The sequence below is a fragment of the Arthrobacter sp. NPDC058192 genome, from assembly GCF_042883665.1.
Lineage (GTDB): Bacteria > Actinomycetota > Actinomycetes > Actinomycetales > Micrococcaceae > Arthrobacter.
Genome location: NZ_JBHVVJ010000001.1, coordinates 86795 through 112989 on the forward strand (window position 1 = coordinate 86795; position 26195 = coordinate 112989).

The window sequence follows — 26195 nt, forward strand, 5'->3', positions numbered from 1 at the left end:
CCATGACTTCCCAAAACCCGGCTTCCCAGAACCCCGCTTCCGCGCAGCGCCAGCTCCACCTCAACGCCTTCCTGATGAGCACCGGCCACCACGAGTCGTCCTGGCGCCTGCCGGAAAGCGACCCGCAGGCCAACACCGACGTGGAGCACTACAAGGAGCTGGCTCGCACCGCCGAGCGCGGCAAGCTGGACTCCATCTTCTTCGCCGACTCCCCCGTCCTGTTCGGCGAGGTGGGCCGCCGCCCCGCCGGCAAGCTGGAACCCACCGTGCTGCTGACGGCCATCGCCGGCGCCACCGAGCGCATCGGACTGATCGCCACCGCCTCCACCACCTACAACGAGCCGTTCAACCTGGCCCGCCGCTTCGCTTCAGTGGACTGGGTCAGCGGCGGCCGTGCGGGCTGGAACGTGGTCACCACGGCCGGGCCGGACGCTGCCCGGAACTTCGGCGTGGACGACCAGCCCGCGCACGCCGTCCGGTATGAGCGTGCCGCGGAATTCATCGAGGTGGCGCGGAAGCTCTGGGACAGCTGGGAGGACGACGCCGTCGTGGCCGACAAAGCCGAGGGCATCTGGGCTGACGGTGAGAAGATCCGCGTCATCGGCCACGAGGGCAAACACTTCAAGGTCCGCGGCCCGCTCAACGTCCAGCGCCCGCCGCAGGGACACCCGCTGATCGTCCAGGCCGGTTCATCCGAGGACGGCAAGGACCTCGCGGCACGGTACGCGGACGCCGTCTTCACCGCCCACCAGACCCTCGCGGACGCCCAAGACTTCTACCGGGACCTGAAGGCCCGCACCGCCGCCGCCGGCCGGGACCCCGGAACCCTCAAGATCCTCCCCGGGATCGTGCCCGTCATCGGCGCCACCGAGGAAGAGGCGCTGGAGCTCGAACACGAACTGGACCGGCTGATCAAGCCGGAGTACGCCCGGATCCAGCTGGCCAAGACCCTGCGCGTCAACCCGGAGGACCTGCCCCTGGACCGGCAGCTGCCGGACGACCTGCCCAGCGAGGACGAGATCGAGGGCGCGAAGAGCCGCTACACCCTGATCGTCCAGCTGGCCCGCCGCGAGCAACTCACGGTCCGGCAGCTGATCGGCCGCCTGGGCGGCGGACGCGGGCACCGTACCTTCACCGGTACCCCGGTGCAGGTTGCGGACGCCATCCAGGAATGGTTCGACGGCGGCGCGGCAGACGGCTTCAACATCATGCCGCCCGTGCTGCCCTCGGGACTGGACGTGTTCGTGGAGCAGGTAGTGCCCATCCTCCAGGACCGCGGCCTGTTCCGCACCGAATACACTGCCCGCACCCTGCGGGGGCACTACGGTCTGGAGCGCCCGGAGAACCGCTACGCCGCTGCCGCCGCGGCGGAGCTGGCCTCCATCGGATCGGCGCTCTAATGGCCCGGCAGCTGAAACTCAACCTGTTCATCTACCCCGGCGGCCACCACGAGGCCGCCTGGCGGCACCCGAAGTCCCAGCCCGAGAGGCTCCTGGACATCCGGTTCTACCAGGAACTGGCGCAGCGCGCGGAGCAGGCAAAGCTGGACGCCGTGTTCTACGCCGACGGCCCCGCGCTGGAAAGCAACGTCCAGTACGCCACCCGGTTCCGGATCGAGCCCTTCACCTGGCTGTCCGCGATCGCCGTCGCCACTGAACGCATCGGCCTGATCGGCACGGCCAGCACCACGTACCTGGAGCCGTACAACGCGGCCCGGCTGTTCGCGTCGCTGGACCACCTCAGCGGCGGCCGCGCGGGCTGGAACATCGTCACCACCGGTGCCGAACGCGCCGCCCAGAACTTCGGCCTGGACCAGCACCCGCCGCACGCGGAGCGGTACGCCCGCGCCGATGAATTCGTTCGCGTGGTGGGCAAGCTCTGGGACAGCTGGGAGGACGGGGCGGTGGTGGCCGACGCCGGCACGGGAGTTTTCGCCGATACCTCACGGATTCACCCCGTTGAGCATGAGGGCCACCACTTCCGCGTCGCGGGGCCGCTGAACACGCCGCGGTCCGCGCAGGGCCGGCCGGTGCATGTGCAGGCCGGGTCCTCCGCCGACGGGAAGGCTTTCGCGGCGCAGCACGCGGAGGCGGTGTTCACGGCGCACCAGACCCTGGCAAGTGCACAGGCGTTTTATGCCGACATCAAGGCCCAGGCGTCGGCGCTGGGCCGGGATCCGGACCGGCTCCTGGTGCTGCCGGGCATCAGCCCGTACCTCGGCTCCACCGGGGCCGAGGCCCGGGCGCTCAAGCAGGAATTCGACGAGCTGACCCAGCCGGAGTACGGGCTGGGCATCCTGCGCAAGTTGCTCGGCGTCGACCTTGACGGGGTGTTGCTGGACGAGACGTTCCCGGCGGAACTCCTCGCCGCGGCGGGCCGGGAGGGCAGCCGCAGCCAGCTGCTGTTGGACACCATCCGCCGCGAAAACCTGACCGTGCGCCAGGTCCTGCACCGCTTCGCGGGGGCCCGTGGCCACTACGTGTTCGCGGGAACGCCGGTGCAGGTGGCGGACGAAATCCAGCGCTGGTTCGAGGGCGGCGCCGCGGACGGGTTCAACATCATGCCGCCCTGGCTGCCTGGCGGTTTTGAGGCCTTCGCCGACGAGGTGGTTCCCATCCTGCAGTCCCGCGGCCTCTTCCGCACCGAATACACCGGCCGGACCCTGCGCGAGCACTTCGGCCTCGACCGTCCTGAAAGCCAGTACAGCCAGCAACTGCTAGGAACACACGCATGACCGGGTGCCGCACCCTGGGTTCCGCCGGCGTCGCTTGTCCGTCGTAGGTTCAGGCGCCCAGTAGACGGCGTTCGTGGGCGAATGCGACCAACTGGAGGCGGGTGCGCAGTTCCAGTTTGTCCAAGACGCTGCGCAGATGAGTCTTGATGGTGGCTTCAGAGACGAACAGACTCTCCGCCATTTCGCCGTTGCTGAGACCTTTTGCCGCGAGCAGAAAGACGTCCCGCTCCCTGACGGACAGCACATTAAGAACGGATAAGTCCGGACCGGCAGCGGGAACGCTGCGGGCCGCGTGCTCGAAGAGAGAATGGATGGATCCTGGCGCGATAACGGAGTAGCCGGAGTGGACGGTCCGGATCGCTGCCAGCAGGAATTCCGGTTCCGCGCTCTTGAGCAGATACCCGCTCGCCCCGGCCTGCACAGCCTGGACCACGGCCTGGTCCCGGTTGAACGTGGTCAGCGCGATGATCTTTGGCTTGTCGGTTCCGGCCGCCACGGCGTGCTGTACGATCCGCCGGGTGGCTTCGACGCCATCCATGATCGGCATACGCAGGTCCATCAGCATCACGTCCGGGCGCCGTTCGATTGCGAGGGTCACCGCGCCTTCCCCGTCACCGGCCTCGCCCGAGAGTTCCATGTCCCCTTGGCTCTCTATCAGCATGCGGATGCCCGCCCGGAACAGGGGCTGGTCGTCCACCAGGGCCACGGTGACGCGCGCCCCGGCATCAGCCACGGTCGTGGGCTTCGCGTGCGATCCCTGCCGGGCGGGGTAGGCCAGTTGCGGTCAGCGCCGGCCGGACTTCGTCGCCCGATATTTCACCGAAAGTACTCCGGGCTTCGGCGCCGGCTGTTTCGTCCGCCGCCCTCGCTTCCCGGGTTCCGTAGGGGATGAAAACCGTCACCCGGAAGTGTTCGCCGTCCGGCCCGGCCGTCAGCCAGCCGCCGGCCAGGTGGGCGCGTTCGCGCATGCCGGGAAGTCCTCTCCCGCCCCGGGTCCTGGCCGGATTTGCAGCGTCTTCCTGGCCGGTTGGGGCGACGGCCGAGGCCACGTGCAGAGTGAGGCCCGGCCCGCTCCAGTCAAAGTGGAGCCGCACGTCGGTGCCGCGTCCGCCATGCTTGAGGGCATTGGTCAGGCACTCCTGAACGATCCGGAAGACGGCCATTTCCTGTCCGGTGGAGAGCTTCACGGGCGTCCCGGACTCGGTCGGGTGGATCTTCAAACTGCCGCGCTGCATGCCGTCGATGAGTGCCGGGATGTCGCTCAGCCGCGGCTGGGGCGTCACCATGCCGTCATCACGAACCCCCTCGATCACGCGTTGGGCATCCACCAGGGCGCTGCGAGCGGACCCGGCGATGGTGTCCAGGGCGTTGAGGACGGCTTTGGGCTGGTCCTTGCTCAGGTAGCGGGTTCCGTCGGCCTGCGCAGCGATGACCGCGAGGGAATGGGCGAGGACGTCGTGCAGATCCCGGGCGATGCGTGTCCGTTCCTGTTCCACGATCAGGTCGATCTCGGTTTCCTTGAGGCTGCTTTGCGCCAGTTCCCGGGCCCGGAACAGGCTGCCCCGTTCCTGATACAGCGCCAGCAGAAGTCCGACGGCGGCGCAGGCTCCCGCGATTAACAGGAGGAGCGCGAACAGCTGCCAGCCGTAGTCCTGCAGCATCCACCGGTCACCGGCGTAGGCAGGCGGGTACCATCCGACACCGTCGCCATATCTCCACGAGAGCATCAGGAACGCCATGACAGCAGCGGCGGCCACGTTCGTGCCCGCAGCGAGGTACCGCAGCCGCAGAGGGGCCGTCCAGAGAATGAAGCCCAGGGCGATAAAGGAGCCCAGGTAGATGGCCCAGTGGTTGGAAGCCATCGGGGGCAGGGTGTGACTTAACTGTCCGGCAAGGAGTGCCACGGTGCACCCAAGGGAGACCAGCGGTTTCCAGGTGGCCGTGGCAACCGCCAATGTCATCAGCACCAGCGGCCAGTTCCCTGACCATGTCAGCCAGGATCCTCCCATTCTGCCGGCCTCCGCCACACACCAGAGGGAAAAGAAGATGACGGCCGCCACAGGGGCGCCCCAACGCCGAGCAAAATTCAAAACTGGTTCCATGCCAGTCACCATATCCACGGCAATCACACCGTTCTCTCCATATCGCTGAGATCTCAACCTAAAAGCCAGCTGATTCATGCTCTGAGCCAGCTTTTGGGCCTGCTGCCCGGACCCCAGCCTCCGGATTAGCCTCGCGGATTGGCCTGCGCCGCGGCGGGGACCTGTTTGATGTTCCTTGCGGCGGGCATGCCGATCACGGCGACGACGGTGAGGGCCGCGACGACCGTAACCGCCAGGAACACGGCCGCGGAGGCCGCGACGACAGTATGGGGGTCGGTCTCGCCGTGCAGGGTTCCGGCGTAGACGGCGTTCGCTATCGCCCCGAAAACGGCGACGCCGATGGAGCTGCCGATTGACCGTGCGAAGAGGTTGGTGCCGGTGACCACACCACGTTCGTTCCATTCGACGCTCGTTTGGGCGGCGATGAGCGTGGGGGTGGCGACGAGCCCGAGTCCCAGCCCGACGATGAAGCAACTGCCCGCGGCCAGCAGAACGTTGGGGGTGGTGGCGGTGAAGGCAAGGACTGCGGTGCCGATAACGGTGATCGTGATGCCGATCAGGGCCGTGTTCCGGAACCCGATCCGAAGGTACAGCCGGCCCGATTGGGACGCGCTGATCGGCCAGCCGATCGTCAGCGCCGCCAGCGCCAGCCCGGCCAGGATTGGGGAGGTCGAGAGGGCCCCTTCGAGGAACGTGGGGACGTAAGAAGTGAGGCCAAGCATGACCGCTCCCACACCGAAAGAGATCATCGCCGTCGTCGCCAGCAGCCGCCGGGACACGACCCACGGCGGCAGGACCGGCTCCGCCGCCCTCCGCTCGACAAGGATGAACGCGGCGAACAGGACGGCACCGCCCGCGAACACTGCCATGCTGACGGCCGAGTTCCAGGCCCAGGCCTGGCCGCCCTCAAGAGCGCCGAGTATGAGCAGGGTGAGCGAGGCGGTGAGCAGCCCGGCTCCCAGATAGTCGACCCGGTGCTTCACGTGCTCGACATTCTCGTGGAACGACCGGACCAGCATCCACCCGGCCACCAGGCACAGCGGAATGTTCACGAGGAAGATGCCGCGCCAGATCCCGAGTGCGGCAAACACTCCCCCGAGCGTCGGGCCAACCACCGAAGAAACGGCCCACACGCTCGCCAGGTAGCCCTGCACCTTGGCCCGCTCTGCCAGCGTGTAGATATCGCCGGCGATGGTGATGGCCATCGGCTGGACCGCCCCGGCCCCCAGCCCCTGGACCACGCGGAAGGCGATGAGGACCGGCATGCTCCAGGCGACTCCACACAGGATCGAGCCGAGCAGGAACAACCCGATTCCGATCAGCATGATCGGCTTGCGGCCGATGGTGTCGGAGAGTTTCGCGTAGACAGGTACTGACACGGCCTGCGCCAGCAGGTAGGCGGAGAAAAGCCACGGGAACGACGCAAACCCGCCAATGTCGTGCACGATCGAAGGCACCGCTGTGGCCACAATCGTCGCATCGATCGCCACCAGACCCGTCGAGAGCATCAGGGCAATGAGGACAGGTCCGCGTTCGGAGCGGAAACCCACTCCCTCGGCATGCGTTGTGGTCACGTACTTTCACTCCCCTCGGCGCGCCAAGCGCGCGCATGAACCGGTTCCAGGCCCGATTGCATAACTTCGTCGCTTACCGAATTAGTCCCGGACGTCTCTCGCTGCCCGTACGGGCTTTGTGCCGCCGGTATTCGCGCCACGTCAACCACACGATGAAAGCATCGAAGGCAGTCAGTAGAACCATGCCCCAAGAAAAGGAAACCAGGATCTTATAGCTCTGGTAGACGATGAAGACCAGCAGGAAGCCGATCATCCAAGGATAGGCCCATAGCTTGTCCTGCAGGACAGCCCAGACTAGGACAACCTTGACCAGTCCGTGGAGAAGCAGATAGACGGCTCCAAATAGCGATGCTGAGCCAGAGAGATGGCCGGTGGCCTGCACCAGGGCGTTGGCAACCAGGTCGTGGGGATCCTCGGAGAGTTCGTGCTGGGTCAGAGCCCGGGCCATGGCCCCGATCTGCTGGGGAGACACCACGAGCAGGAGGATTCCGCCCACCAGTTCCAAGATGCCGTCCAGGCCCTTGAGGATCAATATGACCCGGAACGTCCGGTCCAAAGTGCCGCTCTCCCACCGCTCGATTGCCGCCCGCACCTGCGACACCGTGCTGTATCCGACCACCCGGCGCATTCATCGTGCGGCGAATTCGACAGCGCTGGCAATGGAGTCCAAGGAGTGGTGTACATCGTTGTGCACGTTGCTTTGTGGTGGTGTGGATTATCCCGTGGTTTGCGGCTCTCCGTCTAGCGCCCGCGTCCACTCATCAAGGATGCGCGTCTCCGCGGCGCAAAGGGCGGGCGCTGTTGGCGAGGCCGGCGCAGGTCTTGCCACGGACGGTGGGGCGGTGCTTAGCTTTCGTCCACGGGGCCACCGGACACCGCGGGGGAACCAGCGACCTGTTCCTGAACAGCACGAGCCGAATGCTGAGACCTAGGAGTTGCAATGAAGCTAGATTCTGTCGTCAAAGCCGTCGAGCAGTTCGATTTACTCGACGGGGCGGCGTCTTCCCTCGCGAAGGCTGTGGGAAAGGCAGTAAGCCCGCGGCCGGTCCGGAATCTTCTGAGCGGAACCTACATCGGGCACCCGCTGCATCCGGCACTCACGGATCTGCCCATCGGCGCCTGGAGCATGGCCGCGCTTTTGGACCTGGCCGGGGGGCGGGCCTCCGAACCGGCCGCCGACGCCCTCGTCGTCGTCGGCATTGCCACCGCTATCCCAACGGCTGCAGCCGGCCTCAATGACTGGTCGGACACCACGGGGAAGACGAGGCGGACCGGGGTGGTCCATGCGTTGGCCAACAGCGCTGCCCTCTGCCTCTACGTTTCATCGGCCATTGCCCGCAGGAGCGGCCGCCGCGGTCTGGGAAAGACGCTGGGCCTGGCCGGCTTCGGCCTGATGTCCGCCGGCGGTTTCCTGGGCGGGCACCTGACCTACGCCGACGCGGTGAATGTGAACAAGACGGCGGAGCGGACCGGGCCCTCCAAGTGGACGGCGGTACTCGACGCCGACGGGATGTCCGACGGCGACCGCCGCACCGTGGAGGTCGGCGGGGTCTCCCTCCTGCTGCACCGGTCCGAGGGAGCGATCCACGCACTCGACGCCGTATGCAGCCACATGGGCGGCCCCCTGGAGAAGGGGAAGATTGAGAACGGCTGCGTCATTTGTCCATGGCACGGCAGCACCTTCAGGCTGGCCGACGGGACGATTGTCCGCGGACCTGCCACCCGCCCCCAGCCCGCCTATGAAACGCGGATAAACGACGGCCGGATCGAGGTCCGCCGGGCCGGCTGAGACAGCCGGCCCGGCCGCCCCGACTCAGTCATCGCGGCCGTGGCCGCCTTTGTCGTCACCCGGTTCGGGGGTCGTGCGGAGCCCGCCCTTGTCGTCGCCCGTCTCAGGCGTGGTGCGGAGGCCGCCCTTGTCGTCACCCGTCTCAGGCGTGGTGCGGAGCCCGCCCTTGTCGTCCCCGGGCTGGCGGGAAGCTGTTGAGGGCGTGGCGGACGCCGGGGACCGCGGGGCATTCCGGTCCTCCGGCGAGGGGGACGCCGTCGTCGTCGGTTGTGGAGCTGCGCTTTCCGCGGGGATGGAAACGGCCGGCGTGCTGCTGAGCGAGACTGCCGGCAGGAGGAGCTGATCGGTGTTGCCCGTGGTTCCCGTATGGGACCCGTTGAGGGTCTGGGTGTTCACGGCGAGAGCGGCGGAGCCGGTCAGGAGAATGCCGGCGACTGACAGTGCGAGTGCGGTTTTTGTTTTCATGCTTCGACTGTAGGAAGCAGTTGGAAAAGGCAGGTGGAGGGGAAATCCAAGACTTGTCCAAGATTCATCACGCAATTCGCCTGCATCATCTGTATATCGTGCCACTTCCGCACCTGCAGGAACATAATCAGGTATGCAGATTCTGGTGGTGGAAGACGACGAATCAGTGGCGGCCGGCGTTGTGGAAGGTCTGACGCGGGCAGGCTTCCAGACCAGCCACGTCGCCAGCGGCGGGGCGGCCCTGGCGCACGTACGTGAAGCGCGCCCGGAATTCATCATCTTGGACCTGGGGCTCCCCGATATGGACGGGACGGATGTGTGCCGCGCCGTCCGGGCCCTCAGTGCGACCCCCATCATCGTTGTCAGTGCCCGTGACGAGGAGATTGACCGGGTGCTGGCGCTGGAACTGGGCGCCGACGACTACCTTGTCAAGCCCTTCGGGATGCGGGAACTCATCGCCAGGATCCGGGCCGTGGCACGCCGCACCGATGACCGCGCCGGGGACGATCAGGCCACCTCCGGCAGTACCACCAGCATCGGTCCGCTGAGCGTTGACCAGCGGTCGAGGCGGGTGCTCCTGGACGGGGAGGAAATCCGCCTGACGGTCAAGGAATTCGAACTCCTGTGCTACCTCGCCGAAGACCCGGGCGCGGTCTGCCAGCGCAGCGCCATTCTCCGCGCCGTCTGGAACGGGAACTGGTACGGAACCACAAAGACCCTCGACGCCCATGTGGCCGCGCTCCGCAAAAAACTCGGCGACCCCCGCTGGATCGAGGCCATCCGCGGCATCGGGTTCAGACTGGACGTGCCGCAGTGAAGTGGCGGCTGATTTCCGCCTTCATGCTCATTTCCTTGCTCGTAATCCTCGTGCAGGACATCCCGCTGGGGAATTACCTTGTCCGCGTTGAACGTGACCGCATGACCACTTCCCTGGAACGGGATGCGTTCCTGCTCGGCGGCCGGACGCGGCAAACACTCGAATCCGGCGAACAAGTGCCCCAGAACGTTGCCGACACCATCCGCAAATACAGCGAGGCAAGCGGTTCCAGGGTGGTGATCGTCAGGCCCGACGGCACTGCCGTGGCAACCTCCGACGACGACCAGTCCGCAACCGGCGCTTCGTACGCTTCCCGCCCGGAAATAGCGGCCGCCCTCACCGGCCAGCTCACAGCGGGGCAGCGGTACTCGGAAACCCTCGGGTTTGATCTGCTGTACGTCACCGTCCCGGTCCTCAGCGATGAGAAGATCGCCGGGGCCGTCCGCCTGACCTATCCGGCGTCGGTGGTGACGGACCGGGTGTCCGGACAGTTGCAGGTGATGGCGGCCGTGGCGGCAACCACGGTGCTGCTCGCGGGGCTGGTCGCGTACCTGATGGCCAACGCCGTCACGAGGAGAATCCAGCGGCTGCAAAAAGCCACGGAGCTGCTCGCAGAAGGCAACCTCGCCACCCGCACCGATGAGGAGGAGGGCGCACCCGAACTGCGCGCCCTCGCCGCGTCCTTCAACCGGATGGCAGACCGGCTGGAGCAGCTGCTGCAGCAGCAGCAGGGCTTTGCCAGCGACGCATCCCACCAGCTCCGCACCCCGCTCACCGCGCTGAGACTGCGGCTGGAGAACGCCGCCGACTCCGTCAACACCGATCCGGAGGCCGCCGCCGTCATGGTGTCCGACTCCCTCGAGGAAACCCACCGGCTGCAACGGGTCATCGACGGTCTCCTCCTCCTGAGCCGGACCGACGGCCGGGACATCGGCCGCGTCACAACGGACCTCAGCGACGTCGCCCGCAGCCGGTTGGAACAATGGGAGGCGCTTGCCGAGGAAACCGGTGTGCGCATCATTCTGGATGCCCCCGCCGAGGCTTACGTCACTGCCTTGCCCGGAGCGGCCGAACAGATTATCGACAACCTCATCGACAACGCCCTGGCCGTGGCGCCGCAGGATTCAAAGATTCGGCTTACCGTCGCGCCGGTGGAGAACGGGGAGTTCGTGGAGCTTCACGTCCTGGACGAGGGGCCTGGCCTCTCTGAGGACGACCGCCAGCGGGCCTTTAACCGCTTCTGGCGGGGCTCGGAGAGTTCCGGAGGCAGCGGACTCGGGCTGGCGATCGTTCAGCAACTTTCGACGGCGGGCGGCGGCGTCGCGTCGCTGGCACCGGCCGCGGACGGGAACCAGGGACTGGACGTATGCGTGAGGTTCCAGGCTGCCGTCGGATCCGGCGGAGCGCAGTCACTCAAAGGGGCTCGAGAGTCGGACCGTATCGTGGCCGTCGAGTCGCCGACAGGAGGGCCGCCCTTCCACACCGGCACGAAGGACACCGAGACCGACCCCATGTAGCGGCTTGAAATTTTGCGAGGCAGCGTCGTCGCTGCCGGTGTTACCGCTGCTCGTCGATCTGCAGATCTCCACCCCCGAACTGGTGGTCTTTGGCGGGAAAGTCTACGGGGCCGAGTCCCTTGTCTTCTGCGGTGAGCAGGCGCAGTTCCAACAGGTCTTCGGCCAGGCTCGTGCCGGGGCCGACGGCGTCGTCTTCGGTCATGCGGAGTTCTGTTGCCAAAGGGTGCTCCCTGAGTGATCGGACGGCGTTTTCGTTTCACCCTAGCCACGGTTCCTGCCTGTCGGCTGGCAGGGTGCTTCGCCCGCGCAGTGTTGCCGGCGGCCGGAGGAGCGCGAATGCGGGGTCCGGCAGTGGCGGTTAGTTCCGCGCTGGCGGGGTGTAGGCAGTGGCCTTATTCCGGGCGACGTCGGCGACGAGTCCGCGGTTGATCAGCTCGGCGAGCAATGACGCGAGCCGGAACCCTGGCACGTCGTCCATGGCGAGTTTGAAGTAGCGGGCGGCGAAGCTGGATTTTCCTTTGAGCCATTCGAGCCAGCCGATCAGGCACAGCATCGGCGCGCGCTGGCCTTCCGGGGTGGTTTTCATCAATTCGAACGCAAGTTCCTGGGCGGTGTCCACGCGGGCCCAGTCAGGGCGGCCGGTGACAACCCCAAGAATGACGGAGGCGAACTGTTCCGAGGCGGTGGTGATGACGTCGGTCATCAGGTAGTCCCGGATCAGTTTGTGCTGGAACGCGCCCGCGACCTGCCCTGCCGTGAACGGGCCAAGGGTAGCGGGACGGTCAAGGATCTGTGCCCAGGCGGCGCGGGCAGCGTCAAAGTTGCCCGGCTGGCCGCCGGGAGTTTCGGCGGCAGTGATCTGGGCGGCGTCCGGGTCGCCGGTGAACGGTGCCGGCGTCGTGAACGTGTCCGCGCTACTTCCTGCGTAGATCAGGGAGGGGGTGGCCACCGAACCGGCGATCGCGTCAAGCGGCTCATCCGGGCAGCAGCTGTCCTGGCACAGCGGGTTCCGCCGGTGGTGTGATGTGACCCGCCGTCCATCGCGGATTGGCATGGACGTGATTGACAGTTCCGGGTTCAGCGCTTCGATGTGGGTGCCGTATGGGCGCCGTTCCTCGGGCCCGATTTCGTCGGAATGGACAACCAACTGGGCCGCCGTGGCGGCGTCGCGTGCCGCGAGGTAGGTCACGGGTGCCTGGGCGTAATCCGAGGGCGGAGACTTCCTGCGGGGCGTCGGGCCACAGGGTCGCGCCCAGTTTCGTGTCATCGATCGTCACTACGAGCGAGACTGCGGGCTGGTAGCCCAGCGTGTGCGGGATGAGTTTTTGACACACTTCACGGGGCATACACCCTTTGCTTGGGTTGAAGGCTGGCCGGCGCCTGATGGGGGCAGGTGCCAGCCCGCATTTAGAAGGCCAGTCGGATCTCTGATGGGGGTCCGGCCCGGCGGCGCTTACAGAGGGGTAATCGTTTGAGAACCCAGAAAGGTTACGCTGCAGCCGGATTTCCATTTCTGTTCAGGATGGGTGGCCACCCATGGCCACCGTCGCGCAAGCACGACGGACGAAGTGCGCGGCCCCGCGGCCGGGACAAGGGCCCGTACTGAACACAAAAAAGGAAATTCCGGCTGCAGCGTAACCTTTCGAGGGTCGCGAGCGATTACCCCTCTGTAAGCGCCGCCGGGGCCTGGACCCCCCAAGCAGGACCCGGCTGGCCTTTCAATCTAAGTGCAGGCTGGCGCCTGCCCCCATCGGGCGCCGGCCAGCCTTCAGCCAACCAAAGGATGAATGTCCCGTGAAGTGTGTCAGCAACTCACCCCGCACACGCTCGGGCGCAGGGGGGCTGACATAGTGGACTCCGGTGCGCTGAAGCGGACGTGGTCGATGGCCGCTGCGCTTGGGGACGAGGTCCCGCTGTACTTTTACTCCCACTTGTTCGCATCCCACCCAGAGGTGCGGGACATGTTCCCCGTCGCCATGGGCACCCAGCGCGACAAGCTCTTCACTGCGCTGGGGCATATCGTCAGCCATGCCGACAGGATCGGCGAAGTCGAAGGTTTCATCGGCCAGCTCGGCCGTGATCACCGCCGCTTCTCGGTGGCACCTGAGCACTACTCCATGGTCGGTGCTTCCTTCCTCGCGACGCTGCAGAAGTTCTTGGGCGACGCGTGGACCGACGAGGTCGCGCGGAGCTGGTCCGAGGCGTACGGGCTCATCGCAAAAGTCATGGTGGTAGCTGCCGAGGAGTCCTCGGACACGACGCCGCCGTGGTGGGAAGGCGAGGTCCTCTCCGTGGACCGCCGCAGCCTCGACGTAGCGGTACTCGAGGTCCGCATGCCTGGGGGCTTCACCTATGATCCTGGCCAGTCGGCCGCCGTTGAGCTTCCCGCCCTTCCACGCACGTGGAGGTATCTGAGCCCGGCGAACGCTCCCCGAACCGACGGCGTTGTCCAGTTCCATGTCCAGCTGATCCCAGGCGGCCTCTTCAGCACCGCCGCGGTCCGGAAAACCCAGCCGGGCGACACGCTCCGAGTCGGCGCCCCCATTGGCGACCAGCTCACCGTAGACGGCCAATGCGACCTCCTCCTGATCGCCGGCGGCACGGGGCTGGCGCCACTCTCCGCCGTGCTCGACGCCGTCGCCACCCGGCGGCGTGAGACGGGCAAGGGACCGCGCGTGGACCTGTTCCATGGAGCGCGGGTTCCATGGAACCTCTACGACCAGGCGCGGCTTGCCGAGCTAGCGGCCACAGAACCGTGGTTCACGTTCCACCCGGTCGTCTCGGACGATCCGTCATTCCCTGGCCTCACCGGCTACGTGGGGACTGCCGCCGCCGCGCACGTGTCGACGACAGCCCCGCTGGCCCTGGTGTGCGGCTCGGCGCCGATGGTCCGACACACGGTCGACGAACTCATCGCGGCGGGGATTCCAAGCAGCGACATCCGCTACGAGGACTACACCAGTGTCGAGGACAACTCCACACAGACCAGAGAAGACCAGTTAGAAGGATCACGATGAGCACCCCCAGCCACGGCGGACGGATCAGCCCGTCAGAGGTCGGTAGCGCCACGTTCTACGTGGTCGATCGCGGTTACGATACAGGCGCCGTCGAACACTTCCTCCAAGCCGTTGCCGCCCAGATGGAAGCTGACCTTGCCCAGATCGAAGCACAGAAGATCACCGCCAAGGACGAGACGGTTAAGATCATCAGCCAGGCGCAGATTCTCGCAGAGAAGTTCGTCGCGGAGGCAGAGGAGTACTCCAAGGATCTCGTCGCCAGCGCCCGGACCCAGTACAGCGAGATCCTTCGGCGCGCCGAGGAATCCGCGGCCAACCGCAGTGAAAGTCGGGCCTTGGCCACGACCGTCGCCGCCCCGGCCTACACAACACCGATCCACGAGATCGAGTACGTCCGCACCTACACGAAGGTCGCACAGGTGCAGCTTCGGGCAGTCATCGACGCACTGGCCGAACAGGTCGACCGTCTCGGCGACGTACCGGCGTCCAGGCCCATCAGGTAGCACCGGCCGACTTCGCGCTTGTCGGCCCACTCCCTGTCTCACGCGCATTTCCGCCACACTGCGGGTCCGAGGCACCGGCTCCGGCCTATCATGGGGGACACGAACGAAAGGTAGGCGGGGGCGCTTGGCATGACCAGCGAACGCAACGAAGCGCCGGAGGAAAGCGTGGCGCTCGTGACGGGCGCCAGCCGAGGGGTTGGCCGGGGCATCGCCCTTGGCCTTCTGGCAGCGGGGTTTCGAGTCTACGGCTCGGGCCGCTCCATCGAGCAGGCAGACCTGCCGCGGACGATAGCGGGCCTGCGCTGCGACCATCTCAAAGACGAAGAGACGGCGGCCGTGTTTGAAGCGATCCGGTCCGAGTGCGGCCGCCTCGATCTCCTCGTCAACTGCGCCTGGGGCGGCTACGAGAAGATGGTCGAAGGTGGCGCGTTCACGTGGCCCGCGCCGTTTTGGGAACAACCCCCGCACCGCTGGACCGGCATGATGGACGTCGGCGTGCGCGCTGCCTTTGTGTGTTCGGCCCACGCGGCGCGCATGATGACGCCGCGGCACCGCGGCTTGATCATCAATATCAGCTCCTGGTCAGCACAACGCCACCTCGGCAACACCATCTACGGCATCGCCAAGGCGGCGACGGACAAGATGACATCCGACATGGCCGTCGAGCTGAAACCGTTCGATATTCCGGTGATCTCGCTGTACCCCGGCCTGGTTCGAACCGAAGCCGTCCTGGCAGCCGCGAGGAGTGGCGCTTTCGACCTGTCGACCAGCGAAAGCCCTGAGTTCATCGGCCGCGTGATCAGCGCGCTGTTCCACGACTCGAACCTGATGGCGCGGACCGGCCAGGTGCTCATCGCCGCCGCGGTCGCGAAGGAGTTCGGCGTCCTGGACATCGACGGAAGTTCACCGCCGGTGCTTACCTTCGCGGACATCTAGGACGCTCGCCCGCTCAGCTCGAGGACACCAAGGGGTCCACGACTTGGCCGCCGTGGACGGCTCACCGTCGGTCCGGGTGATGTCCGAAGCGACTTGGGCGGAGTCCTGACCTGCCGGGCGGCCTAGGCCCAGTTACCGCCGCCCGATACCCTGATCAAAGCACCAGCACTGCGATCGAGGAGTGAATGTGTCAGGAAGCAATCCGGACCCGGAGGACGACAAGATCACTGGCTTGGAGCCGGGGGGCGGAGTGCCGCCGGGCGAGACCCCTCCGGGAGAAGCATCGACGGCGGGGCCGCAGGGTCATGACGAGCAGGGCCCAATGAAGGGCGCCCAGGTCCTTTGGATGGCTGGCATCGCGGTGGTGGTCCTGCTGTCGCTGCTGTACTTCATCGGTTACATCGTGGGATTCCTCGACTAGGCATAGCCCGCAGAGCTTGACCTCATGGCACGAACGGCGGTCGCAGGGGCGACAGGCGCCGCCGCCGAGACCGAAGACTCTTGACTCATTCCCCATTCCGGAGGCAACCTGCAGGGGTCCAACATGGTTCCATCGACGAAGGACCCCGCCATGCCCTCGGCACACCAGGAAGAATCCGGCTCCGACCTCTCAACGGTCGCTGAACTCGCTGCACAGCTCCGAGTGGACTCCATCCGATCCAGCACGTCCGCCGGATCCGGCCACCCGACGTCGAGCATGTCCGCCGCGGACCTTCTGGCCGTCCTCATCAGCCGCCATCTGCGCTATGACTGGGACAACCCGGACCGTGACGCCAACGACCACCTGATCTTCTCAAAAGGCCATGCCTCTCCCCTGCTGTACTCCGTATTCAAAGCCGTCGGCGTCGTCTCTGACGACGAGCTCATGACCGGCTACCGCCGCTTCGGCCAGCGCCTGCAAGGGCATCCGACGCCGGCATTGCCCTGGGTCGAATTCGCTACGGGTTCGCTGGGGCAGGGACTTCCCGACGGCGTGGGCGTCGCCCTCGCGGGAAAATACCTTGACCGGCTCCCCTACCGGGTGTGGGTACTGTGTGGCGACAGCGAAATGGCGGAAGGCTCCATCTGGGAAGCCCTGGACAAGGCCTCCCATTACGGCCTCACCAACTTGATCACCGTCGTCGACGTCAACCGGCTGGGACAGCGCGGCGCGACCGAACTGGGCTGGGACATGGAGTCATACGCTCGACGGGTCCAAGCGTTCGGCGCGCAGGCCGTCATCATTGATGGCCATGACCTCGCCATGATTGACGAGGCCTTTGCTACTGCGGCAGAAGCGCCTGTTGGCAAGCCCGTGGTCATCCTCGCCAAGACAATCAAGGGCAAGGGCTTCGCCGAGATTGAAGACAGTCCCGACTGGCATGGAAAACCCTTCCCACCCGACATGGCTGACAGGGCGATTGCGGGGCTCGGCGGCCCAAGAACGCTGACCCTGCGGGGGCCTCGTCCGGAAGAAGGGTCAAAAGCAGGCATCGACGCTCCCGGCGCAACCCTTCCTAGCTACAAGATGGGCGAGAAGGTCGCCACTCGAAAAGCTTACGGCGACGCCTTGGCAGCACTGGGTGCAAACGATCCCACCGTTGTTGCCTTGGACGGCGAGGTCAGCAATTCGACCCATGCCGACGAGTTCGCCAAGGCATTCCCCGACCGGTTCTTCGAGATGTACATCGCCGAGCAGCAACTCATCGCCGCCGCAACGGGACTCAGCATGCGGGGATACAAAGCCTTCGCCTCCACCTTTGCGGCATTTCTCACCCGCGCCTACGACTTCATCCGGATGGGTTCCATTTCGGGTGCCGATCTTCGCCTTTCCGGCTCCCACTCCGGCGTCGAGATCGGTGCCGACGGCCCTTCCCAGATGGCACTGGAGGACCTCGCGATGATCCGGGCCGTGCACGGTTCGACCGTCCTCTACCCCGCCGATGCCACCAGCACCGCTGCCCTGGTGCAAGGCATGGCGGACACCTCCGGCATCAGCTATCTCCGCACCACCCGCGGTGCCTACCCCGTCCTGTACAACGCCGCAGAGCAGTTCCCCGTCGGCGGTTCCAAACTCCTCAGGTCCTCCGACAACGACGACGTCACCCTCATCGGTGCCGGGATCACCCTTCATGCAGCGCTCGAGGCGGCAGACATCCTCGGCGCTGAAGGAATCCAGGCGCGCGTCATCGACTGCTACTCCATCCAGCCAATCGACGCAGAAACGCTGCTCACCGCCGCCGGCGAGACACAGGGCCGCGTCGTCATCGCAGAAGACCACCACCCGGAGGGCGGCCTGGGATCAGCGGTCAAGGACGCACTGCTCATGTCACCACCGAGTGATTTGTCCATAGCCCACCTGGCCGTCCGCGGCATGCCCGGGTCCGGAACCGGGCAGGAGCTCCTCGCCTGGGCAGGCATCGACGCCGAACACATCGCCGCGGCGGCCCGTCGCATGGTTGAGGCGGGGCCCCTCACCGGCCCCGATGGCCTGGCTCTTCCAGCCCAAAAGCCGTAGGACCGTGTTTGCGGCCGCTGATCCCTTGACGGCAGTCCCGTGGCAGGGCCTGCCCACTCACGGCAGCAGCTAACCCGCGCCCTGACCCTCGCGGCCCACTTCCTCCAGGATCCTGGCCGTCGGCGGTGCCGCCATCAGCTGCCCAATCACCTCCGGCTTGTCCCACACCATGGTGCGCAGCCGGTCCAAAAAGCCGGTCGCAGCCTCCTTGGTGTCGAAATCAAGGAGCACGGCCACGCTGTTCTGGTCGTCTGTATCCCGGAACAGCCGGACAGAGCGGGCGCCCGAGGCGGCACGGCCTGCGGGATCGCTGTCGAAGGCTTCCTTGAAGGCCCCGTAGTCCCGGACCGGATAGCTTATTTGCAGGGTGAACATCGTCGTTCCTTTCCCTCGTGCTGTGTCAGGACAGGACCACGATAGGCCGTCCGGCGCCGGCCCGGTAGGGTCCGAGGGAGCGAACGCCGTCGCCTGCCCCTGCCCTAATGGCGGCCCAGCTCGTCGATCTTGCGTTCGAGCGCTCTCCGCTCGGCCGCATTCGTGCACAACGCGACAGCCTGTTGCAGGGCGAGCTGTGCCTCCCCGCGCCGGCCGAGCCTGGTCAGCAGCTCGCCCCTGACCGTCGGCAGCAGGTGGGAGCCGTCGAGTTCGCCCCCGGCCGCTATCGCGTCGGCCAGTTCCAGTCCCGCGGCCGGGCCCGAGGCCATGGCCACCGCCACGGCGCGGTTCAGTTCGACAACGGACGACGGCGCCAGTCTCCCCAGGGCCTCGTAGAGGATGACGATCCGCTGCCAGTCCGTTTCCGCGACGGCGGGGGCCACCGCGTGGCATTCGGCGATGGAGGCCTGCAGTCCGTAGGCGCCGAGCCCGCGGCCGGCAGCGACGGCCCTCGCCAGCGCGGCGCGGCCGCGCCGGATCGCCGACTGGTCCCACAACCACCGGTCCTGGTCGGCCAGGAGGACCGGGCGCCCGGACGGATCGAGCCTTGCGGGGAAGCGTGCGGCAGTCAGCTCCATCAGGGCCAGCAGGCCGAACACCTCGGGTTCCGGCGCCAGCCGCGTGAGGACCCTGGCCAAGCGGCGCGCCTCGCCGGCCAGGTCCGTGCGCATCCATGACTCACCCCCGGACGCGAACGAGCCCTCCGTGAAGATCAGGTACAAAACCTGGAGTACGGAGCCAAGCCGTTCGGGGACTTCGGCCGTGTCCGGCAGGGCGAACGGAACATGGGCGGCGGCCAGGGTCTTCTTCGCCCGTGTGATGCGCGCCTGGATGGTCGGCACCGGAACCAGGAACGCCTTCGCGATCTCGTCGGTGCCCATGCCGCCCACCACGCGCAGCGTCAACGCGATCCGGGCCTCCTTGGACAGCACGGGATGGCAGGAGATGAACATCAGGGCCAGCACGTCGTCGTCAATCGCGTCGGGATCGAACAGGGCATCCGTGCCCGGTTCCGTCTCCGAGAGGTCGCGGGCCAGAAGGGCGTACTTTTCGTCCCGCGCGGCACGACGCCGGAAGGTGTCCACCGCGCGGCGCCGGCCGGTAGTCAGCAGCCAACCCACCGGCTCGGCGGGAACCCCCTTCACCGACCAGGACACGAGGGCTTCGGCGAGCGCCTCCTGCGCCAGGTCTTCGGCCAAGGGGAAATCGCCCGTGTAACGGGCAAGGGCGCCGACGATGCGGGCGGATTCAATGCGCCACACCGCTTCGACGGCGGCCCTTGCCGCGTTGCTGCTCACTGCTGTTCCGGAGGGCTGGCTCAGACCTGGCCGGTCTGCTCGCGCCAGGCGCGTTCCTTCTGGATCCATTCATTGTCCTGCGGGAATTCGTCAATGGAGGGCACGCGGCGGATCTCGGTCTTCGTGCCGGCAGTGAGGGGGGCCCGTTTGGCCCACTCGATGGCTTCCTGCTTCGACGCGACATCGAGGATGTAGTAGCCGCCGAACAGTTCCTTCGTTTCGCCGTACGGCCCGTCAGTGACCACCGGGGTATCGCCGGTAAAGTCCACCACGACGCCCTCCTTCGGATCATCCAGGCCCTCGGCCGCCAGCAGGACGCCGGAGCGGATCAATTCGTCATTGAATTTGCCCATGGTCTCAAGGATTTCGTTGAAGTCGGCCTTCTCAAGGTTGGCGTACGACTCGTCGGTGCCCCGCATGATCAACATGTACTTTGCCATTTCAATCTCCTAGGTTGCGGAAGGTCGCCCTCCGACCTTCTCACCCACAGGTCGAACAGCGCGAGGGCAAAATCGACACGAGCCGGATAATTTATTTGGCCGGCCCCGCGGTGCTAGTCCGCTGAGGCTGTTCTGGCCGGCAGGCCGGCATCGACGGGGAAGGTCATGTACGCCGGCGTCTCATATGGATGCACGGACAGTGCGGCTTCGACGACGGCGTTTCGCCGGGAACGCGCGTAGATCGCCTCGATCCGGGTTTCCGGCACCTCCTCGGGGGAACCGACGGCTCCGACTCTTGGGTTCGCACCCGGCAGCGGGGTGAAGCGGCCGGTGCCTTCGAGGCTGAACGAACAGTGCGAATAGTTGCCCAGCCTCCCCGCCCCAGCATCGCCAATGGCCTGCCGGACAAGGTGGGCAGCTTCAGTGGGGACGTAGATGACCAGACAATCCATCGGCTCCATGGCAGAAAGTCTGCCATGGAGCCGATGCTGAACAGCCTTCCGTGTTCTGGCGGCGGCATCAGCGGATCCGCGTATGCACGTCTACGCACGCATCAACCGGTTGCCGAATGAGGCGCGACGTCGGTGCGGCGCTTCCAGCGGTGCGCCGGGGCCAGGTGAATACGTGGCCGACGGCGCCGGGTGAGGTATCAGCTTCACGGATAGTTTCTATTGGAAATCTGCCCTTTCCCAGATATATGAAATCCCTCACAGTGGTTACAGGACCTGCACCAATCCGACCGCAGCCAGTAACCAGAAGGAATTCAACGTGGAAACTCCGCTCTCCCATCTTGCCCACCTCGAGATCACCGCCCCGGACGTCGAAGCGTCCGCACGGTTCTACGAGGAAAAGTTCGGCATGCGCATCATTGACCGGGTTGACGGCAATGTCTACCTGCGCTGCTGGGGCGACTCCTACCGCTACAGCCTGGTCATCACCGAAGGCCCGGAAGCCTCCCTGGGCCGGATGGCCTGGCGCACCAACTCCCAGGAAGCCCTTGAAGCAGCCGCCCAGCGCATCGAAGCAACCGGAGTCCAGGGCACCTGGACCGCCGGCGGCCACGGCTACGGCAAGGCATACGAATTCACCGGCCCCTACGGCCACCACATGCGCGTCTTCTACGACGTGGAGAAGTTCGTCGCCGAGGCCGGTTTCGAGTCCACCTACCCGGACCGCCCGGAGCGCCGCAGCAGCCACGCCGCAGCGCCCCGCTTCCTGGACCACGTCACGGTGGCCGCCGCCGATGTCCGCGGCTTTGCCAAGTGGTACAACGAAGCCCTGGGTTTCCGCGTCATGGCCTTCGTGGACCTGGACGAGGCCCCCATCACCGTCTTCTCCGTGCTGACCACCAACGAGAAATCACACGACCTTGGCGTGGTCCTGGACACCTCCAGCCGCGCCGGCCGGGTCAACCACATCGCGTTCTGGGTGGATGCCACCGAGGACCTGCTGCGCACCGCAGACGTCATGATGGAAAACGGCACCCCGATGGAATACGGCCCCTCCATCCACGGCGTGGGCGAGCAGAACTTCCTGTACTTCCGCGATCCTTCCGGCCTGCGCGTCGAGCTGAACTCCGGCGGCTACCGCAACTACGTCCCGGACTGGGACGCCAACACCTGGAAACCGTCCGAGGGCTCGAACAACTTCTACAAGAACGGCGCCATGCCGCACTCCATGACCGAGTCCTTCCCGCCCGCCGATGGCTTCACCGCCACCGAGGAAGGTGCTTCCGCCGAGATGAAGGACGCCCTCCTGAACCCCTACGCCAAGCAGGGACGGGGCTAACACGCCATGGCCGAAGCTACATATTCCCTCATCCGGTTCCAGGAAGCGGATGACAGCAAGGCGCGCCCGGGTTTGCTGGTCGGCGAACGGGTCCTGCCATTGGATGGGGACATCAACTCCCTGATCGAGCACTGGGGCACCACCGAGACCCAGCTGGACTCGCTCGCCGCGTCGGCCGGCGAGGACGCCGGCCTGGCGCTGGCCGACGTCGAGGTCCTTGCCCCGGTGGAGCCCGTCCAGGTGCTGCAGACCGGCGCCAACTACCGGAAGCACGTGATCGACCTCGCCGCGGCACACCGCGAACCGGGCCAGGACGAGGAAGAAGTGCGCGCCAAGACCGCGGCCATGATGGACAAGCGGGCAGGCCAGGGCACGCCGTACTTCTTCATCGGACTCCCGACGGCGATCGCGTCCGCGACTGACGACCTCACCCTGCCCGCCTACTCCAAGTCCCATGACTGGGAGCTGGAACTGGCGGCAGTCATCGGCAGGACGGCCTTCCGGGTAACCCCCGAGGAAGCCCTGGAGTACGTGTTCGGCTACACCATGGTCAACGACATCACCACGCGCGAGTACGTCTTCCGCAAGGACATGCCCGCCATCGGCTCTGACTGGTACCGCGCCAAGAACGCCCCCGGCTTCCTGCCCACCGGACCGCTGCTGGTGCCTGCCAAGTTCTTCGGCGACCCGCAGGACGTCCAGGTGACGCTGAAGCTGAACGGCCAGGCCATGCAGGACGAGTCAACCCAGGACATGATCTTCGGAGTGGCCAAGCTGGTCAGCGAGGCCTCGCAGATCATGCCGCTGCGCGCTGGCGACCTGGTCCTCACCGGCAGCCCTGCCGGCAACGGCCAGCACTGGGGACGCCTGCTCCAGGACGGCGACATCATGGAAGGCACCATCACGGGGCTGGGCACCCAGCTCATCCACTGCAAGGACGAAGTTCAAACTGAAGGCGGCCAGAAGTGACCGCCCAGGACACCGCACCCACCACCGGCACCGGGGAATCAGCAACTGATTCCCCGGTGATCCGGCGTGAAGACCCGCTGGGCAGCATCCGGGCCATGGCTGAAGCGCACAACAACTGGGGCCGCTGGGGTGACGATGACGTGCTGGGAACCCTGAACTTCATCGACGCCGCCAAGCGCGTTGAGGCAGCAGCCCTGGTGACGACGGGTGAGGCGTTCTCGCTGTCCCAGCCGTTCGATACCAACGGACCGCAGAAGGGCTGGCGCCGCCGCACCAATCCTGTGCACACCATGACCGACACCGGCGTGGACGCCGAACGTGGCAACCAGGGGTTCCCGCACGGCTTCGGCGGGGCGGACGACGTCATCGCTATGCCGCTGCAATGCTCCACCCAGTGGGACGGCCTGGGGCACATCTTCGACCAAGGCAAAGCCTGGAACGGCCGCGCTGCCGGGGACGTGGTCACCTCCGAAGGCGACCTGGTGACCGGCATCGAAACCGCCGCCGCCAAGATCGTCACCCGCGGGGTGTTGCTCGATGTTGGCCGGGCGCTGGGGCCCGAGCTCGGAAGGAACGACGGCGAACTTCCGGACGGTTTCGCCATCACCCCGGAACACCTTCAGCGGACCATTGAACTGCAGGGGCCCAGCTCGAAGGTCGGACGGGGCGACATCGTGGTGATCCGCACCGGCCAGCACACCAGGGTCCGCCGCGAGGGCTGGGGCGATTACGCCGGCGGCCCAGCCCCGGGACTGTCCTTCAGCACCGCGCCGTGGCTGCACCGCAGCGAAATCGCCGGGATCGCCACCGACACCTGGGGTTTTGAGGTCCGGCCCAACGAGTTCGACGGCGCCTTCCAGCCCCTCCACCAGATCGCCATCCCGAACCTCGGACTGTTCCTGGGCGAAATGTGGGACCCGGACTGCCTCGCGGAAGCCTGCGCGGCGGACGGAAGGTACGACTTCCTGCTCACCGCCGCACCGCTTCCCATCACCGGCGCCGTGGGCTCACCCGTCAACCCGATCGCTGTGCGGTAATAGACGACCGGTACTTTCAGTACAACAGCAGCACAACCACCAGTTACGCCGTCAATACAAAGGAGTCAGCGATGGCAGCAGTACAGAACGTCGGAATCGTCGGGGCGGGAGCCGCGGGTCTGACCGCAGCCATCCTGCTGGCCGACGCCGGAATCCAGGTCGAAATCCTTGAAAAGGCCGAGGCTCCGCAGACCCTAGGGTCCGGCATCACGTTGCAGGGCAACGCCCTGCGGGTCCTCCGCCAGCTCGGCGTCTGGGAGCAGATCGAAGCGAAGGGCTACCCGTTCAGCACCCTGGGCCTGCGCGCCCCGGACCCCGCAGGCACCGTTCTCGCGGTCCTTGAGGACATCCGCACCGGCGGCGAGGACCTGCCCGCCACCATGGGCATGTACCGCCCCGACCTCACCGCCATCCTCCGCGAGCGGGCCGAGCAGGCCGGTGCACGGATCAGCTACGGCAAGACCGTCACCGGAATAGCGGACGACGGCGCTTCCGTCACCGTGAGCACCGCCGACGGCGGCAGCGCCACCTATGACCTCCTGATCGGCGCCGACGGCCTGCACTCCGCGGTCCGCAAGGCCATCGGCATCGACGTCGAACCACAGTCCACGGGCATGGGCATCTGGCGCGCGTTCGTGGAGCGGCCCGAGGACGTGGTCCGCACCGACCTGACCTACGGCGGCCCCTGCTTCATCGCCGGGTACTGCCCCACCGGCCCGGACACCATCTATGCCTACCTGGTGGAAAAGGCGCAGGAACGCAAGCACGAGGACGGCCCCCGTATCATGGCCGAACTCGCCGCCGCCTACGGCGGCCCGTGGAACGAGATCCGCGCGAACCTGGACCAGAGTGCCCGCATCAACTACACCTGGTTCACCACCCACCTGGTGGATGGCCCGTGGAACCGCGGCCGCACCGTCATCATCGGGGACGCCGCCCACAGCTGCCCGCCAACCATTGCGCAGGGTGCCGCCATGGCAATGGAGGACGCAGCCGTGTTGGCCGAGCTCCTGATTAACGCTGACCACGTTACCGAGACACTCTGGAAAGAGTTCACCGACCGCCGCCTGGATCGGGCAAAAACAGTGGTCGACGCCTCCGTCCAGCTGGGACAGTGGATGCTCGACGGCGTCCGGGACGCCAACGTGCCGGGCCTAATGCATTCAGTCTCCAGCCTGGTTAGCGAGCCCGCATGAGCACCGGCCCTGCAGAAAACCCCACTGTGGACGTCCACGCCCACATCCTCCTTCCGGCCCTGCAGCAGCTCGTGGCCGGAGCTGATCCCGAGGGGTTCGGCGCCCAGCAGGCCCTGGAAGTACGCCGCAACGGGCCGCAGTCCATGGCCGCGTCGGGCAAGATGATCAAAGAGCGCTGGCCGCAGCTAACGGACCTGGACCGCCGGCTGGCGGACATGGATGCCCAGGGCGTGGACGTCCAGCTGGTCTCCCCCTCACCGTCGCACTTCTACTACTTCGCCGGCGAAGAACTGGCCCTGCAGGTGGCCAGGGCCGCCAACCACGCAGTGCGGGAGTTCGTGGACAGCGCACCGGAGCGGCTCAACGGCCTGGGCCTGGTGCCGCTCCAGCATCCTGCCCTGCTGGTGGAAGCCCTGGAACACGCGGTGCTGGAGTGCGGACTGCTCGGCGTGGAGATCGGCTCGTTCGCCGGCACCCCCGAAGACCCGGAGCGCAGCACCGTTGAGCTGTCCGACCCCAGGCTGGAACCGTTCTGGAGCCGGGCCGAGGAGCTGGGCGCCCTGGTGTTCCTGCACCCGTTCGGCTGCTCGCTGGATGAGCGGCTGGACCGCTTCTACCTGGCCAACACCGTCTCCCAGCCCGCGGAAAACGCCGTGGCACTGTCCCACCTGATCTTCAGCGGCGTCCTGGACCGACACCCGGACCTGTTGGTCCTGGCCGCGCACGGCGGCGGCTACCTTCCCACCACGTTGGGCCGGTCCGACCACGCCTGGCGGGTCCGGCCGGAGGCCCACGGCTGCGCCCAGCCGCCGTCGTCCTACCTGAAGAAGCTGTACTTCGATTCGCTGGTCCACAGCCCGGCGGAACTGCGCGCCCTCGTGGCCGCCGCGGGCCCGGAGCAGGTGCTGCTCGGCTCGGACTACCCGTTCGACATGGGCTCCGAGAACCCCGTGGCGGAGGTGGCCGAGGCACGGCTTCCCGCCTGGGACGAGGCCAGGGTGCTGGCCAGCAACGCCGCCGCCCTGGGCATCACGCCCGCCGCGATTCCCGCCACCCCCCGCACAGCCTAAGGAACGGTTTT

The 26195-nt window shown here is 66.6% G+C and carries 26 protein-coding genes; 15 read left to right on the forward strand and 11 right to left on the reverse strand.

The window, feature by feature from the left end; all coding sequences use genetic code 11:
* Positions 1 to 2 precede the first annotated feature (2 nt).
* Together ACFVVK_RS00475 and ACFVVK_RS00480 are read left to right on the forward strand one after the other, a co-directional pair.
* Positions 3 to 1400, forward strand: a complete 1398-nt coding sequence (locus ACFVVK_RS00475; RefSeq protein ID WP_390261892.1) for an LLM class flavin-dependent oxidoreductase — start codon at positions 3 to 5, stop codon at positions 1398 to 1400.
* The gene (locus ACFVVK_RS00480) at positions 1400 to 2734 is read left to right on the forward strand and encodes an LLM class flavin-dependent oxidoreductase (RefSeq protein ID WP_390261895.1); all 1335 of its coding nucleotides are present in this window, start codon (positions 1400 to 1402) and stop codon (positions 2732 to 2734) included. Before ACFVVK_RS00475 ends, ACFVVK_RS00480 begins: the two co-directional genes overlap by 1 nt.
* Positions 2735 to 2783: 49 nt before the next feature.
* Here the strand turns inward: ACFVVK_RS00480 and ACFVVK_RS00485 are convergent, their stop codons facing one another.
* From ACFVVK_RS00485 to ACFVVK_RS00500, 4 genes are all read right to left on the reverse strand, one after another.
* A complete protein-coding gene (locus tag ACFVVK_RS00485) occupies positions 2784 to 3467 on the reverse strand; it encodes a response regulator (protein WP_390261897.1) in 684 nt (227 codons plus the stop codon).
* Positions 3460 to 4596 (reverse strand): sensor histidine kinase, encoded by a 1137-nt coding sequence (locus tag ACFVVK_RS00490; protein WP_390261900.1) that lies wholly within the window; start codon positions 4594 to 4596, stop codon positions 3460 to 3462. The genes ACFVVK_RS00485 and ACFVVK_RS00490 overlap by 8 nt, the downstream gene beginning before the upstream one ends.
* A 365-nt stretch (positions 4597 to 4961) precedes the next feature.
* Positions 4962 to 6410 (reverse strand): MFS transporter, encoded by a 1449-nt coding sequence (locus ACFVVK_RS00495; RefSeq protein WP_390261903.1) that lies wholly within the window; start codon positions 6408 to 6410, stop codon positions 4962 to 4964.
* 73 nt (positions 6411 to 6483) lie between these two features.
* The gene (locus ACFVVK_RS00500; protein ID WP_390261905.1) at positions 6484 to 7029 is read right to left on the reverse strand and encodes a DUF2127 domain-containing protein; all 546 of its coding nucleotides are present in this window, start codon (positions 7027 to 7029) and stop codon (positions 6484 to 6486) included.
* A gap of 321 nt (positions 7030 to 7350) precedes the next feature.
* Between ACFVVK_RS00500 and ACFVVK_RS00505 the strand changes: the two genes are divergently transcribed.
* Complete coding sequence (locus ACFVVK_RS00505; RefSeq protein ID WP_390261908.1) at positions 7351 to 8199, forward strand: Rieske 2Fe-2S domain-containing protein; 849 nt, start codon at positions 7351 to 7353, stop codon at positions 8197 to 8199.
* A 24-nt stretch (positions 8200 to 8223) separates the two neighbouring features.
* Here the strand turns inward: ACFVVK_RS00505 and ACFVVK_RS00510 are convergent, their stop codons facing one another.
* Positions 8224 to 8664, reverse strand: a complete 441-nt coding sequence (locus ACFVVK_RS00510; RefSeq protein WP_390261911.1) for a hypothetical protein — start codon at positions 8662 to 8664, stop codon at positions 8224 to 8226.
* Between the two features lie 133 nt (positions 8665 to 8797).
* Between ACFVVK_RS00510 and ACFVVK_RS00515 the strand changes: the two genes are divergently transcribed.
* Complete coding sequence (locus ACFVVK_RS00515; RefSeq protein ID WP_390261913.1) at positions 8798 to 9481, forward strand: response regulator transcription factor; 684 nt, start codon at positions 8798 to 8800, stop codon at positions 9479 to 9481.
* Complete coding sequence (locus ACFVVK_RS00520; RefSeq protein WP_390261916.1) at positions 9478 to 10998, forward strand: ATP-binding protein; 1521 nt, start codon at positions 9478 to 9480, stop codon at positions 10996 to 10998. The genes ACFVVK_RS00515 and ACFVVK_RS00520 overlap by 4 nt, the downstream gene beginning before the upstream one ends.
* A gap of 40 nt (positions 10999 to 11038) precedes the next feature.
* On the opposite strand, the gene ACFVVK_RS00525 is transcribed toward ACFVVK_RS00520, so the two are convergent.
* Positions 11039 to 11218 (reverse strand): hypothetical protein, encoded by a 180-nt coding sequence (locus ACFVVK_RS00525; RefSeq protein WP_390261918.1) that lies wholly within the window; start codon positions 11216 to 11218, stop codon positions 11039 to 11041.
* Positions 11219 to 11356: 138 nt separating this feature from the next.
* Positions 11357 to 12187 carry a DUF4192 family protein gene (locus tag ACFVVK_RS00530; RefSeq protein WP_390261921.1) on the reverse strand — a complete coding sequence of 277 codons (831 nt, stop codon included), beginning with the start codon at positions 12185 to 12187 and terminating at the stop codon, positions 11357 to 11359.
* Between the two features lie 694 nt (positions 12188 to 12881).
* Here ACFVVK_RS00530 and ACFVVK_RS00535 point away from each other — a divergent pair.
* The 5 genes from ACFVVK_RS00535 (at position 12882) to ACFVVK_RS00555 (ending at position 17951) form a co-directional block, all read left to right on the forward strand.
* On the forward strand, positions 12882 to 14015 hold the full coding sequence (locus ACFVVK_RS00535) for a globin domain-containing protein (RefSeq protein WP_390261924.1): 1134 nt from the start codon (positions 12882 to 12884) through the stop codon (positions 14013 to 14015).
* Positions 14012 to 14518, forward strand: coding sequence for a DivIVA domain-containing protein (locus tag ACFVVK_RS00540; protein WP_390261927.1), 507 nt, complete (start codon positions 14012 to 14014; stop codon positions 14516 to 14518). The genes ACFVVK_RS00535 and ACFVVK_RS00540 overlap by 4 nt, the downstream gene beginning before the upstream one ends.
* Before the next feature lie 129 nt (positions 14519 to 14647).
* Positions 14648 to 15454, forward strand: coding sequence for an SDR family NAD(P)-dependent oxidoreductase (locus ACFVVK_RS00545; RefSeq protein WP_390261930.1), 807 nt, complete (start codon positions 14648 to 14650; stop codon positions 15452 to 15454).
* A gap of 187 nt (positions 15455 to 15641) precedes the next feature.
* Positions 15642 to 15875, forward strand: coding sequence for a DUF6480 family protein (locus ACFVVK_RS00550; protein ID WP_390261933.1), 234 nt, complete (start codon positions 15642 to 15644; stop codon positions 15873 to 15875).
* A gap of 123 nt (positions 15876 to 15998) precedes the next feature.
* Positions 15999 to 17951 (forward strand): transketolase, encoded by a 1953-nt coding sequence (locus tag ACFVVK_RS00555; RefSeq protein WP_390261935.1) that lies wholly within the window; start codon positions 15999 to 16001, stop codon positions 17949 to 17951.
* Positions 17952 to 18020: 69 nt separating this feature from the next.
* On the opposite strand, the gene ACFVVK_RS00560 is transcribed toward ACFVVK_RS00555, so the two are convergent.
* The 4 genes from ACFVVK_RS00560 to ACFVVK_RS00575 all read right to left on the reverse strand — a co-directional run bounded on the left by ACFVVK_RS00560 (position 18021) and on the right by ACFVVK_RS00575 (position 20585).
* Complete coding sequence (locus ACFVVK_RS00560) at positions 18021 to 18326, reverse strand: hypothetical protein (protein ID WP_390261938.1); 306 nt, start codon at positions 18324 to 18326, stop codon at positions 18021 to 18023.
* A 104-nt stretch (positions 18327 to 18430) separates the two neighbouring features.
* The gene (locus tag ACFVVK_RS00565) at positions 18431 to 19684 is read right to left on the reverse strand and encodes an RNA polymerase sigma factor (RefSeq protein WP_390261941.1); all 1254 of its coding nucleotides are present in this window, start codon (positions 19682 to 19684) and stop codon (positions 18431 to 18433) included.
* A gap of 20 nt (positions 19685 to 19704) precedes the next feature.
* Positions 19705 to 20124 carry a YciI family protein gene (locus ACFVVK_RS00570; protein ID WP_390261944.1) on the reverse strand — a complete coding sequence of 140 codons (420 nt, stop codon included), beginning with the start codon at positions 20122 to 20124 and terminating at the stop codon, positions 19705 to 19707.
* A gap of 113 nt (positions 20125 to 20237) precedes the next feature.
* Positions 20238 to 20585 (reverse strand): hypothetical protein, encoded by a 348-nt coding sequence (locus tag ACFVVK_RS00575; RefSeq protein ID WP_390261946.1) that lies wholly within the window; start codon positions 20583 to 20585, stop codon positions 20238 to 20240.
* A gap of 307 nt (positions 20586 to 20892) precedes the next feature.
* Between ACFVVK_RS00575 and ACFVVK_RS00580 the strand changes: the two genes are divergently transcribed.
* The 5 genes from ACFVVK_RS00580 (at position 20893) to ACFVVK_RS00600 (ending at position 26184) form a co-directional block, all read left to right on the forward strand.
* Entirely contained in the window at positions 20893 to 21912 is a 1020-nt protein-coding gene (locus ACFVVK_RS00580) for a VOC family protein (RefSeq protein ID WP_390261949.1), read from the forward strand.
* A 6-nt stretch (positions 21913 to 21918) separates the two neighbouring features.
* Positions 21919 to 22881 carry a fumarylacetoacetate hydrolase family protein gene (locus ACFVVK_RS00585; protein WP_390261952.1) on the forward strand — a complete coding sequence of 321 codons (963 nt, stop codon included), beginning with the start codon at positions 21919 to 21921 and terminating at the stop codon, positions 22879 to 22881.
* A complete protein-coding gene (locus tag ACFVVK_RS00590) occupies positions 22878 to 23918 on the forward strand; it encodes a cyclase family protein (protein ID WP_390261954.1) in 1041 nt (346 codons plus the stop codon). The genes ACFVVK_RS00585 and ACFVVK_RS00590 overlap by 4 nt, the downstream gene beginning before the upstream one ends.
* 71 nt (positions 23919 to 23989) lie before the next feature.
* A complete protein-coding gene (locus tag ACFVVK_RS00595; RefSeq protein ID WP_390261957.1) occupies positions 23990 to 25114 on the forward strand; it encodes an FAD-dependent oxidoreductase in 1125 nt (374 codons plus the stop codon).
* Positions 25111 to 26184: an amidohydrolase family protein gene (locus tag ACFVVK_RS00600; RefSeq protein WP_390261960.1), complete on the forward strand. Its 1074-nt coding sequence runs from the start codon at positions 25111 to 25113 to the stop codon at positions 26182 to 26184. Before ACFVVK_RS00595 ends, ACFVVK_RS00600 begins: the two co-directional genes overlap by 4 nt.
* Positions 26185 to 26195: the final 11 nt, after the last annotated feature.